The following is a 14,099-nucleotide window of genomic DNA, read 5'->3' as shown; positions in this document are numbered from 1 at the left end:
ATTGGAAAAAGGGCGATGTCTTACGAAAAAAGTATAAAGTCCTTGTGAAAAATGGAGAAACCAGGAGGGAAAAAAGGCAGAAAAATAAAATTCAGGCATTGTCAAAAACGGGTTTTGCCTGTATACTAAAAATAGTATGCCCTGCATGAAAAACAGGCGGCAGGGATCATGAGAAAGGATGAAAAGCGTTATGTATAAAATTCTGAAAATGGAAGGAAGAGCGAAGCGCGCCCACATGGAAACCGTGCACGGCAATATTGAGACACCGGTATTCATGAATGTCGGAACCGCGGCAGCGATCAAGGGAGCCGTTTCCACTGAGGATCTCCAGCAGATCGGCACGCAGGTAGAGCTCTCCAACACGTACCACCTCCACGTGCGTCCGGGCGACGAGGTTGTAAAGAAGATGGGCGGACTCCACAAGTTTATGGTCTGGGATAAACCGATCCTGACCGACTCCGGCGGATTCCAGGTATTCTCTCTTGCAGGCCTTCGGAAAATCAAGGAGGAGGGTGTTTATTTCCACTCCCACGTAGACGGAAGAAAGATCTTCATGGGACCGGAGGAGAGTATGCAGATCCAGTCCAATCTGGCATCCACGATTGCGATGGCCTTCGACGAGTGCCCATCGAGTGTGGCAGACCGCCGTTATGTGCAGAATTCCGTGGACCGTACGGCAAGATGGCTGCAGCGATGTAAGGATAAAATGCAGGAACTGAACCAGAGAGAGGATACCATCAACAAGCACCAGCTGCTGTTTGGTATCAATCAGGGAGCAATCTATGAAGATATCCGTATCGATCATGCAAAACGGATTTCCGAGATGGATCTTGACGGATATGCCGTCGGCGGTCTTGCGGTAGGAGAGACACACGAGGAGATGTATCATATTCTCGATGAAGTGGTTCCGCATCTGCCAAAAGAAAAACCGACATATCTGATGGGTGTCGGAACACCGGCCAATATTCTCGAGGGTGTAGAGCGCGGCGTTGATTTCTTCGACTGTGTATATCCGAGCCGGAACGGACGTCACGGTCACGTTTATACAAATCATGGAAAAATGAATTTGTTCAACCAGAAATACGAATTGGATTCGCGTCCGATCGAGGAAGGCTGCCAGTGCCCGGCGTGCCGTCACTACAGCAGAGCCTACATCCGTCATCTGCTGAAAGCAAAAGAGATGCTCGGCATGCGGCTCTGTGTTCTGCACAACCTGTATTTCTACAACAATATGATGACAGAAATCCGGACCGCGCTGGACGAGGGCAATTTTGCTTCCTACAAACGGGCAAAACTCGCAGGATTTGAGGAATACGACAAAAAGTAATCGGGAAAGTATGAAATCTTTGGAAAATATCCGAAAAAGACTTGCCCATCGGTTCCGGATTGTGTATTATGATAGGTGTGTCTAAAGAACGGGATGTACTCTCGAATAACAGGAGGAAAGAAAATGTTTTTAGCAACAACAACAGCAGCAAACAGCGGTGTGATGAGCACTGGTATGTTAATTATGTGGCTGGTCATCATGTTCGGTATGATGTATTTCTTAATGATCCGCCCGCAGAAGAAAGAGCAGAAAAAACTGCAGGCAATGCTGAATGACCTCGCAGTCGGCGATGCAGTCATCACAACAAGCGGTTTCTACGGCGTAGTCATCGATATCACAGACGACGATGTCATCGTAGAGTTCGGAAACAACAAAAACTGCCGTATCCCGATGCGCAAAACAGCCATCACAGAGGTTGAAAAACCGGAGACAGCAGTCGTTGAAGAGAAAACAGAAAAGAAAAAATAATTTCACACGGCGAAAAGCCAGGAAAAACGCAGGTATTCAAAAAGAACGAATGCCTGCGTTTTTTTCGCCCCCGAAACTTCTTCGGCGGAACACGGCGAAAACGGGGAAAAATGCCGCGTATTTTTCTTTTAAATGGCAAAAAAGCAAAAAGATTATTGCGTTTCGTCCGATGCAAAGAAATTTCGTGTTGAAATTACCGGAAAAATGGCGTATAATTTAGAAATGCTATAGACGCAGAGAAAATAGAACGGTTTTTCAGCCGGAAGAAAAGAGGGAGAAAGATATGGAATACCGTATTGGATTAATTCACGGTGACGGAATCGGACCGGAAATTGTAAAGGAAGCAAAAAAAGTTCTGGACGCTGTCTGCGAGAAATATGGACATAAGTTTGAATATACCAACCTTCTGCTGGGCGGAGCCTCCATTGATGTGCACGGCGTGCCGCTGACAGATGAAACCATAGAAGAAGCAAAGAAATGCGACGCTGTCCTGATGGGCTCCATCGGGGGAGATGCAAAAACATCCCCATGGTACAAATTAAGCCCGGACAAGCGCCCGGAGGCAGGACTCTTAAAAATCCGGAAATCGTTAGGTCTGTTTGCAAACCTGCGTCCGGCTTACCTGTATCAGGAATTGAAAGATGCCTGCCCGTTAAAAGAAGAGATCATCGGCGAGGGCTTCGACATGCTGATTATGCGTGAGCTGACCGGCGGCCTGTACTTTGGAGAGCGCAGCACTGTAGAAGAAAACGGCATCCGGAAAGCAACCGATACGCTGACCTACAGCGAGACCGAAATCCGCCGCATTGCAATCCGTGCATTCGACATCGCCATGAAGAGAAAGAAAAAAGTAACGAGTGTAGATAAAGCAAACGTTCTCGATTCCTCCCGTCTGTGGAGATCCGTGGTAGAGGATGTTGCAAAAGATTACCCGGAAGTTACCTTAGAGCATATGCTGGTCGACAACTGTGCGATGCAGATCGTCCACAATCCGTGCCAGTTTGACGTCGTTCTGACCGAGAACATGTTCGGAGATATTCTTTCCGATGAGGCAAGTATGGTAGCAGGCTCGATCGGAATGCTTTCTTCCGCCAGCCTGAACGAGACAAAATTTGGTCTGTACGAGCCAAGCCACGGCTCTGCACCGGACATCGCAGGAAAGAACATCGCAAACCCGATTGCAACGGTTCTGTCCGCAGCCATGATGCTCCGCTATTCCCTGGATCTCGATCAGGAGGCAGAGGCAGTCGAAAATGCTGTACAGAAAATTTTAAAAGACGGATACCGCACCGTAGACATTATGTCTGAGGGATGTACCCAGGTATCTACATCCGAAATGGGAGATCTGCTGGTAAAAGCACTGGCATAAAACTGTAAGATAAGAAAAGAGGAAAAAATCATGAGAAGTGATGCTGTAAAAAAAGGAATCGCACAGGCGCCACAGCGTTCTCTGATGCGTGCGCTGGGTCTGACCGAAGAAGAAATGAAAAAACCGCTCGTAGGAATTGTAAGCTCCTACAATGAGATCGTACCGGGTCATATGAACCTGGATAAAATTACAGAAGCTGTAAAAATGGGCGTTGCCATGGCAGGCGGAACACCGATCGTGTTCCCGGCCATTGCAGTCTGTGACGGTATTGCCATGGGCCACATCGGAATGAAATATTCCCTCGTTACCCGTGACCTGATCGCCGATTCCACCGAGTGTATGGCAATGGCTCACCAGTTTGATGCACTGGTATGTATCCCGAACTGTGATAAGAACGTACCTGGCCTTCTGATGGCAGCAGCAAGAGTCAATGTTCCGACCGTATTTGTCAGCGGCGGTCCGATGCTTGCCGGCCATGTAAAAGGTGAGAAGAGAAGTCTTTCCAGCATGTTCGAGGCGGTTGGATCCTACGCAGCCGGAACTATGACAGAGGAAGATGTTTATGATTTTGAGTGCAATGCATGCCCGACCTGCGGTTCCTGCTCCGGTATGTACACGGCAAACAGCATGAACTGTCTGACCGAGGTTCTCGGCATGGGCTTGAAAGGAAACGGAACGATTCCGGCCGTATATTCCGAGCGTCTGCGCCTGGCCAAGAGAGCCGGTATGCAGGTTATGGAGCTGTTAAAACAGAATATCCGTCCAAGAGACATTATGACAAAAGAAGCATTCTTAAATGCGTTGACCGTCGATATGGCACTTGGATGTTCCACCAACAGTATGCTGCATCTGCCGGCCATCGCGCATGAGGCAGGCGTAGAGCTGAATCCGGAGATGGCAAATGCCATCAGTGAGAAGACCCCGAACCTCTGCCATCTGGCTCCGGCAGGATACCACTACATTGAGGAGCTGAACGAGGCCGGCGGTGTTTATGCCGTTATGAACGAGCTGAATAAACTGGGACTTCTGCACACCGAGTGCATGACCGCAACCGGAAAGACCGTTGGCGAGAATATCAAAGGCTGTGTCAACAAAAACCCGGAGATCATCCGTCCGGTAGAAAATCCATACAGCAAGACCGGCGGTATTGCTGTCCTGAAAGGAAACCTGGCACCGGATACCGCAGTCGTCAAACGTTCTGCCGTTGTACCGGAGATGCAGGTTCACGAAGGACCGGCCAGAGTCTTCGACTGTGAGGAGGATGCCATCGAGGCAATCCGCGGCGGCAAGATTGTGGCAGGCGACGTTGTTGTCATCCGTTATGAGGGACCAAAGGGAGGCCCTGGTATGCGTGAGATGCTGAATCCGACCTCTGCGATTGCAGGTATGGGACTTGGCTCTTCCGTAGCTCTGATTACAGACGGCCGTTTCTCCGGCGCATCCCGCGGTGCATCCATCGGTCATGTCAGCCCTGAGGCAGCAGAAGGCGGTCCGATCGCGCTCGTTGAGGAAGGCGACCTGATCCGCATCAATATTCCAGAGCACAAGCTGGAGCTTGCCGTATCGGATGAAGAGCTGGCACGCAGAAAAGCTGCATGGACTCCGAGAGAGCCGAAAGTAACCACAGGCTATCTGAAACGCTACGCAAAGATGGTTTCCAGCGCAAATAAGGGAGCCATTCTGGAGTTCTAATAGAAAAAAATCATATCAGCCGTCCGAACGTGCATTTTCATCGGATGGCTGATTTCATACACAAAGCCAAAAGATAAGGAAGGAATCATACAGACATGGAATTAACTGGATCACAGATTGTTATTGAGTGCCTGAAGGAGCAGGGCGTGGACACCGTGTTCGGCTATCCGGGGGGAACGATTTTGAATATCTATGATGAGCTTTACCGTCATCCGGAAATCCACCACATCCTGACCTCCCACGAGCAGGGTGCTGCCCATGCGGCAGACGGGTATGCGCGTGCGACCGGAAAAACAGGCGTATGTATGGCAACAAGCGGCCCTGGTGCGACAAATCTTGTCACTGGAATTGCAACTGCCTACATGGATTCCACCCCGATGGTAGCCATCACCTGCAACGTAGGAAAGGCACTGCTTGGAAAAGACAGCTTTCAGGAGATTGACATTGCAGGCGTTGCGATGCCGATCACAAAATACAGCGTGATCGTAAAAGATATCACGGTTCTCGCAGACACGCTGCGCCGTGCGTTTTCGATTGCAAAGAGCGGAAGACCGGGCCCGGTTCTGGTGGATATCACGAAAGATGTCACGGCGGCAACGTATGAATATGAGCCAAAGACACCGGAAGCAATCGCACCGTCTATCGAAAAAATCACAGAAGAAGGACTGGATCACGTTGTATCTCTGATTCGGGAGTCGAAAAAACCGTATATTTTCGTGGGCGGCGGCAGTATCATCTCCGGCGCGTCCGAGGAAGTGCGCGAACTGGCACACCATATACAGGCGCCGGTCTGCGATACCCTGATGGGAAAAGGCGCTTTCCCGGGAACTGATCAGCTGTACACCGGTATGCTCGGTATGCACGGAACAAAAACATCGAACTATGGCGTGACGAAGTGCGACCTGCTGATCGTGCTCGGTGCAAGATTTTCCGATCGTGTCACCGGAAACGCCGCAAAATTTGCAAACAACGCGAAAATCGTTCAGATCGATGTAGATGCGGCAGAAATCAACAAGAATGTTGTTGTCGAGTCGAGCATCATCGGAGACGTCAAAGAAGTCTTAAAACGCCTGAATGCGAAGCTGGAGCCGATGCATCATGACGAGTGGATTGCCGAAATCGAGGCAATGAAAGAAAAATTCCCGTTAAAGCATGAAGAAGGCCTTACCGGACCGTTTGTGATCGAGGAGATCTATAAGGCAACCGACGGCCAGGCTGTCATCACGACCGATGTCGGACAGCATCAGATGTGGGCGGCGCAGTATTACCGTTATACGAGCCCGAGAACGCTTCTGACCTCCGGCGGTCTTGGAACGATGGGATTCGGTCTTGGAGCAGCCATGGGCGCAAAAATGGGACGCCCGGACAAGGTTGTCATCAACATCGCAGGAGACGGCTGCTTCCGTATGAACATGAACGAGCTGGCAACCCTTTCCAGACATAACATTCCGGTCATTGAGGTTGTTGTCAATAACCACGTGCTCGGTATGGTGCGCCAGTGGCAGACTCTGTTCTACGGAAAGCGGTATTCCAACACGGTTCTGCAGGATCAGGCAGACTTTGTGAAGGTTGCCGAGGCGCTCGGTGTAAAGGGAATCCGTGTGACAAAAAAAGAGGAGATGGGTCCGGCGATCCGTGCAGCAATCGAGAGCGGAAAACCGGCGCTGATCGATGTGTGGATTGACTGTGATGAGAAGGTATTCCCGATGGTTCCGGCCGGAGCACCGATCGAGGATGTTTTCGATGCGGAGGATCTGGCAAAAAAGGAGCAAGAAAAGGATTGACAGATTTCTGACAAAGGGGTATCATAGTTTCAACGTGGTAAAGCAATACCGTATTACCATATGAATTGCAGACTTGTAAGAAAAGATGTAAAGGAAATACATAAGATTACAATGGAAACCACCGGTATAGAAACGGTGGTTTCCAAGTAATATAAAGCAGTAAGAGAAACAGGAGGACAAAAAAATGAGCAGAGTCTATAATTTTTCCGCAGGACCGGCGGTTCTGCCAGAGGAAGTGTTGAAAGAAGCCCAGGAGGAAATGCTGGATTACCGTGGATGCGGCATGTCCGTCATGGAGATGAGCCACCGTTCCAAAGTATTCCAGAACATCATCGATGAGGCAGAAGCAGATCTTCGTGACCTGATGGGAATCCCGTCAAATTACAAAGTTCTGTTTCTTCAGGGCGGTGCCTCCCTGCAGTTTTCCATGATTCCGATGAACCTGATGAAAAACGGTGTCGCTGATTACATCGTAACGGGCCAGTGGGCAAAGAAAGCATACGCAGAAGCACAGAAATACGGAAAGGCAAACAAAATTGCCTCCTCTGAGGATAAAACATTTTCCTACATCCCGGACTGCAGCGATCTTCCGATCAGCCCGGATGCCGATTATGTTTATATCTGTGAAAACAACACCATTTACGGAACCAAATACAAAAAACTGCCGAATACCAAGGGCAAAACCCTGGTGGCAGATGTCTCCTCCTGTTTCCTCTCCGAACCTGTTAATGTCTCCGATTACGGCATCATCTACGGCGGTGTCCAGAAAAACATCGGACCTGCCGGAATGGTCATCTCCATTGTCCGTGACGATCTGATTACCGACAATGTCCTGCCGGGAACACCGACCATGATGAAATTCAAAACGCATGCAGACGCAGGCTCTCTGTATAACACGCCGAACTGCTACTGCATCTACATGTGCGGCAAAGTGTTCAAATGGCTGAAGAAAATGGGCGGACTGGAAGTCATGAAACAGCGCAACGAAGAAAAAGCAAAACTGCTGTATGATTTCCTGGATCAGAGCAAGCTCTTCAAAGGAACCGTTGTACCGGAAGACCGTTCTCTAATGAACGTTCCGTTTATCACCGGAAATGCAGATCTGGATGCCAAATTCGTCAAAGAGTCCAAAGAAGCCGGACTTGAGAACCTGAAAGGTCACCGTACCGTCGGCGGTATGCGTGCAAGTATCTACAATGCAATGCCGAAAGAAGGTGTAGAAGCACTCGTAGCCTTCATGAAAAAGTTCGAGGAGGAAAATCTCTAATGTTTCAGTATCATTGCTTAAATCCGATTGCAGGCGTAGGCCTTGTAAATTTTAATGAAAACTATCAGCAGAGTGAAAGCCTGGAGGGAGCCGATGCGGTTCTCGTCAGAAGTGCAGCCATGCACGGTATGGAGCTGCCGAAAAGTCTTCTTGCCGTAGCAAGAGCAGGAGCCGGTGTCAACAACATTCCGCTTGCCGACTGCGCAGAGCAGGGTATCGTTGTATTCAACACACCGGGAGCCAATGCAAATGGCGTCAAAGAGCTGGTGCTTGCCGGCATGCTGCTTGCATCCCGCGATATCGCAGGCGGTATTGAGTGGGTGAAGAGCGACAAAGAAGACGGCGACATTGCAAAGACAGCAGAAAAACAGAAAAAGAAATTTGCCGGCTGTGAGATCAGCGGAAAGAAGCTCGGTATCATCGGACTTGGCGCGATCGGTCAGCTTGTAGCAAATGCAGCAACCCATCTTGGCATGGAAGTATACGGATACGATCCGTACATTTCTGTCGATGCGGCATGGAATCTGTCCCGTGACATCCATCACATCCAGAATGTAGAAGATATCTACCGTACCTGCGATTATATCACCATCCATGTTCCGCTGATGGACAGCACAAAAGGTATGATTAACAAGGCAGCGATCGATGAGATGAAAGACGGCGTGGTTCTTCTGAACTATGCAAGAGACCTCCTGGTTGATGAGGATGCTGTTCTGGAAGCATTAAAGGCCGGAAAAATGAAAAAATATGTGACTGACTTTGCAAACCCGAAGGTAGTCGGCGCAGAGGGAACCATCGTTACTCCGCATCTTGGAGCATCGACCAAAGAATCCGAAGATAACTGTGCTGTCATGGCGGTTAAAGAAATCCGTGATTTCCTGGAGAACGGAAACATCAAAAACTCCGTCAACTTCCCGAACTGTGATATGGGTGTATGCACAGGAGCAGGCCGTGTGACCATCTGCCATAAGAATATTCCTGGTATGCTGGGTGCATTTACCACCGTTATGGGTAACGCCGGTGTCAACATCAGCGACATGACAAACAAAGGTAAAGGCGATTACGCTTACACAATGATGGATCTGGAAAGCGAAGCAACAGAAGAGATCGTAAAAGCGCTGGAAGCAGTAGACGGCGTATTAAGGGTTCGTATTATTAAATAAAGAAACAGCCATCCGAAAGAAACAAAAAAGGCGGTATCCGGAAAATGGATGCCGTCTTTTTTTCGATGCCATGCATCCGAAGGAAGCCGCAAGCAGCAGGTGAAAAAGCATAAAAAAGAGAACTGCCGCATCAGAGCAGTTCTCTTTGGAAGAAGTTTAATAGAAAGTGCAGCCGCGTTTTCACAGGTAATATACTGGTCGGTTGTTGCTTTCAGCACATGAAATTCCCTGTTTCCTTCGTAGGAAATGAAGAAGAAAATCAGAGTTCCTCTTTCGTGCAGATCAGATCCGTTTCCAGACGGCTCCGCCGCGTACATCAGCAACTTCAATGCCCTGGGCTTTCAGGTCATCGCGGATTTTATCTGCTTCTGCAAAGTTTTTGGCTTTTTTTGCCTCATATCGTTTCAGAACGAGCGCATCAATTTCCGGATCTCCTTCACCGGTAATCTGATAGCCGGACGCGGTGGAAGCAGAAGTTGTCTTTGCAGCCTCCTTTCTCTTCGCATCTGCATGAGCGAGAAGGGAAAGACCGAGTACCTGATCGAAACTGTCGAGAAGCGCCAGCTTTGCAACATCATGCATGTCTGCTTTTAACACATCGTACAGCGTTGTGATGGCAAGCGAGGTGTTGAGGTCGGCATCGAGCGCTTTCTGGAATTTCTCTTTTAAAGCAGTCATAGAAGCTTCCTCGGCCGGTCCGTCTTTCGGGTCTAAAGCGGCGATGCGGGCGATCAGCTTGTCGTAGGCAATTTTGGCGTTGTCCAGGTTTTCCCAGGTGAAGACAAGCGCCTTACGGTAATGGGACTGGAGGCAGAAGAAACGGTAGACGAGAGGATCATAACCTTTTTCCTCAAGAAGAGAAACGGTTAAAAACTCACCTTTCGATTTCGACATCTTTCCAGTCGATGTATTCAGGTGATGCACATGGAACCACTGCGGGCACCAGGCGTGGCCAAGGTAGCTTTCGGACTGCGCAATCTCGTTGGTGTGGTGCGGGAATGCATTGTCTACGCCGCCGCAGTGCAGGTCAAGGTATTCGCCATTGTATTTCATGGAGATACCGGAGCACTCGATGTGCCATCCCGGATAACCGACGCCCCATGGAGAATCCCATTTGAGCGCCTGGTTCTCGAATTTTGATTTGGTAAACCAGAGAACGAAATCGTTTTTGTTGCGTTTGTTGGTATCTTCCTCTACGCCCTCGCGGACACCAACGGCAAGATCATCCTCATCGTGGTCGTTGAATACATAGTAGTGGTCGAGACGGCTGGTGTCAAAGTAAACATTTCCGCCGGCAAAGTAAGCGTAGCCGGTGTCCATCAGTTTTTCAATGATTTTGATATATTCGTCAATGCATCCCGTTGCCGGCTGTACGACATCCGGGCGCTTGATGTTCAGCTTTTTGCAATCCGCAAAGAATGCATCGGTGTAATACTGTGCGATTTCCATGACTGTTTTGTGCTCGCGCTTTGCACCTTTGACCATCTTGTCCTCGCCGGTGTCCGCATCGGAGCTTAAATGGCCGACATCGGTGATGTTCATGACACGGTTGACGTCGTAGCCTTCATAGCGGAGTGCCTTTTCCAGGACATCCTCCATAATATAACTGCGCAGGTTTCCGATGTGCGCAAAATGATAAACGGTAGGTCCGCAGGTGTACATTTCTACACGGCCCGGTGTGTGTGTCAGGAATTCAGCTTTTTTATGGGTTGCAGAATTATAAAGATACATAAAAGAAGTCTCCTTTTTTCTTTTCGTGCGGATACGGATGCAGAAGTGATGATACACAAGAAAGCAAAAAAGCAAAAAAGCGTCTGCTGTATCCGACAAGGATATCAGAGACGCCGCGTGCGGTGCCTGTTTTCCGTGTACTGCACTGGTTCCTTATTAAAATTAATATTAGCAGGATTTTTTTTTGATGTCAATAGTCCGGAGACTGTCGAAGACAAAAAGTAAGAAAGTGTTACTGTTCACACGCTACTATCCCGCGAGGCGTTTTGGCATGAATATGCCAAAATCCCGAGACATACAGCGCGAATTTATGCGGTTAGCATAAATTCTGTGCATCGCGAAGCGTGTTACTGAGAACGGAGTGAACAGTAACAAGAAAGTGATTTCGGTGTGAGCGGTCTTCATGGAAGGCTTTGCTTTGTAAAAGAAGGAAACGAAAGTAAAAAACGAAAGTAAAAAACAGTATGACGCTTTTAGATAAGAAGAAATGTGATTTTCAGAAGTCTGTTTTTTCGTCCAGCAGGATTCTTTCCCGGAGCAAAATCTGAAACAAATACAAAAAGACAGTGCTGCAGAACGCAAATGGAAAGAAACAATTATTTGTGTAATCTTTTTTTCATTATAAAACCGAAGAATACAGGAAAATAGAAAAACGGCATCAGAACAATACCCAAAAAGAGAAAAATAGAGGATTTTGATTACTTTAAATGCAGTTTATACACTTTTCCCCTGCATCGGATATTGACAAATGGAGCGAGTTCTGGTTATAATGAACCCAGTTGTTTTTGGACAAACGGACAAATGTACGGGCATGAGGGATGAAGAAAACAAATCTTGTTGGACGCATCTCCTTTTTGTACTATTCGTTTTAATGTGGTAAAGTGCCAAAATGAAAAACGGTGGAATGGCGAAGCCGTTCCGGTAAATGTCCGGATGATGCAAAACAACGCGAATCCATGAAAGGAGTTAGGAAGAAATTATGAAAAGAAAAATTGTAAGCGCATTACTTGTTATGAGTATGACTGCAAGCCTGGTTGCCTGTGGAAATTCCGGCAGCGGAAGTTCTGATCCGGCAGATGAGAGTGTAAGCGTAAGCAGCAGCGCATCTTCCGAAAGTGATGCAAGCGCATCTGCAAGCAGTGAGAGCGAAGCCGAGGCAGAGGAATCCGAAATGCCGGAAGGATACGACGAGACCAGCACAGAGCTCTACAATGAGGCACTGGGAGATTTCAACGATGCACTTGCTACTGCAAAGGAAGCAGAAACGGTGGATGAGAGATATGCCCTGATGGCAGTTGCCGAGGGAAAACTGATGGAGTCCGCCATGATGTACCCGCTCACCTCAAGAGGTGGTATGTACGCGATGTACAGAATGGCTCCGCGCACCAAGGACTATACACTTTGGGGAAGCGATAACGACCGTTATCATCAGTATGTTGTAACAACTGACTTTATCAAGGCAGAAGATTACAACGAAATGAGAGCAAAATGGGATGAGCTTAAAGGAACAGGAACCTATGAGAGCTGGGTAAAAGAATATCTGGCAGGAAAAGGTTACACCTTAAAAGACAGCTTCTCCATGCCGTATGCGAGCGATCCGGTAACATGGGACGGACTTGCAACTTCCCGTGCGGCAGATACCGATGCGATCATCAATACCTATGACGGACTGATGGAGTACGATGTAGAGGGAACTCTGCAGCCGGCACTGGCAGAATCCTATGAAGTATCCGATGACGGACTGACCTATACCTTCCACCTTCGTAAAGATGTAAAATGGACCGATTCCCAGGGACGTGAAGTGGATACTGTAAAAGCAGATGACTTCGTGGCCGGAATGCAGCACATGTGTGATGCACAGGGCGGTCTGGAATACCTGGTACAGGGCGTGATCAAAAACGTATCCCAGTACATCAGCGGTGAAGTTACCGATTTCGACGAGGTTGGTGTAAAAGCTGTTGATGACTATACCGTAGAGTACACACTGGAAGAGCCATGCAGCTACTTCATGACCATGCTGGGCTACACCATCTTCATGCCGATGAGCAGAAGCTACTATCAGTCCCAGGGTGGTAAATTCGGTGCTGAGTACGATTCTTCCGCAGCAGATTATCAGTACGGAAAAGATTCCAACTCCATCGCATACTGCGGACCGTACCTGGTAACCAACGCTACAGCGAAAAATACCATCGTATTTAAACTGAGCGATTCTTACTGGAACAAAGACAACGTAAACATTAAAACCCTGACCTGGCTGTTCAATGACCAGTCTGATGTTACCAAAATGTACACAGATGCAAAAGCAGGTACCGTTGACTATGTAAACCTGAACACCTCCACTATGGAGACAGCAAAATCCGAAGGTCTGTACGACCAGTACGCAGTAGTTTCAGATACCAACGCTACTTCCTTCATGGGATTCTACAATATCAACCGTACTGCGACTGCAAATGCCAACGACGGAACAACAGCAAAGAGTACAAAGTCTGACGAAGAAATCCAGAGAACAAACAAAGCACTGCAGAACGTTCACTTCAGAAGAGCGATCAGCTTTGCAGCAGATCGTGGCGCTTACAATGCACAGCAGGTTGGCGAGGATCTGAAGTATACTTCCCTTAGAAATACCTTTACCCCGGGATATTTCGTAAGCCTGTCAAAAGACACTACCATTCAGATCAACGGAACCGACACAACCTTCCCGGCAGGCACCTACTATGGTGAAATCGTACAGAAACAGATCGACGCCGACGGCGTGAAGATCAAAGTATGGGATGCCGAAAACAAGACCAGCGATGGTTTTGATGGATGGTACAATCCGGAAAACGCAGTAGAAGAACTGAATACCGCAATCGAGGAGCTCGCAGAAGACGGTATCACCATCGATGAGAGCAACCCGATCCAGATTGAGTATCCATATCCGTCTGCAGTAGAAGTTTACACCAACAAAGCAAACTCCTACAAGAAATCAGTAGAGGCTGCCCTTGGCGGAAAAGTTGTGATCAATCTGGTTGATGCCGTAGACCTGGATGGATGGTACTATGCAGGATACTATGTAAACTATGGTTATGAACAAAACTACGACGTATATGATGTCTCCGGATGGGGTCCGGACTTTGGTGATCCGTGCTCTTATCTGGATACCATGCTTCCGGACTACGAAGGATACATGACCAAATGTTTCGGTATCTTCTAATTTTGGAAAAGGTAAAATTGGAAAGACCAGAACAGTTGAAAGCCAATGAATAAACCGGCAGGGGGATGGGGACAAAAAAAGCCATTCCCCTGTCATATTGTGTTA

General features: G+C 48.2%; 10 protein-coding genes. 9 read left to right on the top strand and 1 reads right to left on the bottom strand.

Annotated elements, in window-relative coordinates; genetic code table 11:
• The first annotated feature begins 190 nt into the window (after window positions 1-190).
• The 8 genes from tgt (at window position 191) to DWY63_RS06645 (ending at window position 9,070) form a co-directional block, all read left to right on the top strand.
• The gene (gene tgt / locus DWY63_RS06680; RefSeq protein ID WP_117801684.1) at window positions 191-1,327 is read left to right on the top strand and encodes a tRNA guanosine(34) transglycosylase Tgt; all 1,137 of its coding nucleotides are present in this window, start codon (window positions 191-193) and stop codon (window positions 1,325-1,327) included.
• Between the two features lie 123 nt (window positions 1,328-1,450).
• Window positions 1,451-1,795 (top strand): preprotein translocase subunit YajC, encoded by a 345-nt coding sequence (gene yajC / locus DWY63_RS06675; RefSeq protein ID WP_117509198.1) that lies wholly within the window; start codon window positions 1,451-1,453, stop codon window positions 1,793-1,795.
• On the top strand, window positions 1,767-2,015 hold the full coding sequence (locus tag DWY63_RS18140) for a hypothetical protein (protein ID WP_117509197.1): 249 nt from the start codon (window positions 1,767-1,769) through the stop codon (window positions 2,013-2,015). The genes yajC and DWY63_RS18140 overlap by 29 nt, the downstream gene beginning before the upstream one ends.
• A gap of 63 nt (window positions 2,016-2,078) precedes the next feature.
• Window positions 2,079-3,164, top strand: coding sequence for a 3-isopropylmalate dehydrogenase (gene leuB / locus DWY63_RS06665; RefSeq protein ID WP_117801683.1), 1,086 nt, complete (start codon window positions 2,079-2,081; stop codon window positions 3,162-3,164).
• Window positions 3,165-3,194: 30 nt separating this feature from the next.
• Window positions 3,195-4,856: a dihydroxy-acid dehydratase gene (gene ilvD, locus DWY63_RS06660; RefSeq protein ID WP_117801682.1), complete on the top strand. Its 1,662-nt coding sequence runs from the start codon at window positions 3,195-3,197 to the stop codon at window positions 4,854-4,856.
• A 95-nt stretch (window positions 4,857-4,951) separates the two neighbouring features.
• The gene (ilvB, locus tag DWY63_RS06655; RefSeq protein ID WP_117801681.1) at window positions 4,952-6,640 is read left to right on the top strand and encodes a biosynthetic-type acetolactate synthase large subunit; all 1,689 of its coding nucleotides are present in this window, start codon (window positions 4,952-4,954) and stop codon (window positions 6,638-6,640) included.
• 184 nt (window positions 6,641-6,824) lie between these two features.
• Complete coding sequence (gene serC, locus DWY63_RS06650; RefSeq protein ID WP_117801680.1) at window positions 6,825-7,907, top strand: 3-phosphoserine/phosphohydroxythreonine transaminase; 1,083 nt, start codon at window positions 6,825-6,827, stop codon at window positions 7,905-7,907.
• Window positions 7,907-9,070, top strand: a complete 1,164-nt coding sequence (locus DWY63_RS06645) for a phosphoglycerate dehydrogenase (RefSeq protein ID WP_117509193.1) — start codon at window positions 7,907-7,909, stop codon at window positions 9,068-9,070. The genes serC and DWY63_RS06645 overlap by 1 nt, the downstream gene beginning before the upstream one ends.
• 282 nt (window positions 9,071-9,352) lie before the next feature.
• On the opposite strand, the gene cysS is transcribed toward DWY63_RS06645, so the two are convergent.
• Window positions 9,353-10,801 carry a cysteine--tRNA ligase gene (gene cysS / locus DWY63_RS06640; protein WP_117509192.1) on the bottom strand — a complete coding sequence of 483 codons (1,449 nt, stop codon included), beginning with the start codon at window positions 10,799-10,801 and terminating at the stop codon, window positions 9,353-9,355.
• 979 nt (window positions 10,802-11,780) lie between these two features.
• Between cysS and DWY63_RS06635 the strand changes: the two genes are divergently transcribed.
• On the top strand, window positions 11,781-13,994 hold the full coding sequence (locus DWY63_RS06635) for an ABC transporter substrate-binding protein (protein ID WP_117801679.1): 2,214 nt from the start codon (window positions 11,781-11,783) through the stop codon (window positions 13,992-13,994).
• The last annotated feature ends 105 nt before the right edge of the window (window positions 13,995-14,099 follow it).

This window comes from Blautia sp. AF26-2, from assembly GCF_003460955.1.
Taxonomy (GTDB): Bacteria; Bacillota; Clostridia; order Lachnospirales; family Lachnospiraceae; genus Fusicatenibacter; species Fusicatenibacter saccharivorans.
The sequence above is the reverse complement of the archived record's forward strand: the minus strand, read 5'-3'. Positions and strand labels throughout refer to the sequence as shown.

Coding starts and splice junctions, on each gene's coding strand:
- tgt (WP_117801684.1), top strand. CDS start 191: ATGTATAAAATTCTGAAAATGGAAGGAAGAGCGAAGCGCGCCCACATG.
- yajC (WP_117509198.1), top strand. CDS start 1,451: ATGTTTTTAGCAACAACAACAGCAGCAAACAGCGGTGTGATGAGCACT.
- leuB (WP_117801683.1), top strand. CDS start 2,079: ATGGAATACCGTATTGGATTAATTCACGGTGACGGAATCGGACCGGAA.
- ilvD (WP_117801682.1), top strand. CDS start 3,195: ATGAGAAGTGATGCTGTAAAAAAAGGAATCGCACAGGCGCCACAGCGT.
- ilvB (WP_117801681.1), top strand. CDS start 4,952: ATGGAATTAACTGGATCACAGATTGTTATTGAGTGCCTGAAGGAGCAG.
- serC (WP_117801680.1), top strand. CDS start 6,825: ATGAGCAGAGTCTATAATTTTTCCGCAGGACCGGCGGTTCTGCCAGAG.
- DWY63_RS06645 (WP_117509193.1), top strand. CDS start 7,907: ATGTTTCAGTATCATTGCTTAAATCCGATTGCAGGCGTAGGCCTTGTA.
- cysS (WP_117509192.1), bottom strand. CDS start 10,801: ATGTATCTTTATAATTCTGCAACCCATAAAAAAGCTGAATTCCTGACA.
- DWY63_RS06635 (WP_117801679.1), top strand. CDS start 11,781: ATGAAAAGAAAAATTGTAAGCGCATTACTTGTTATGAGTATGACTGCA.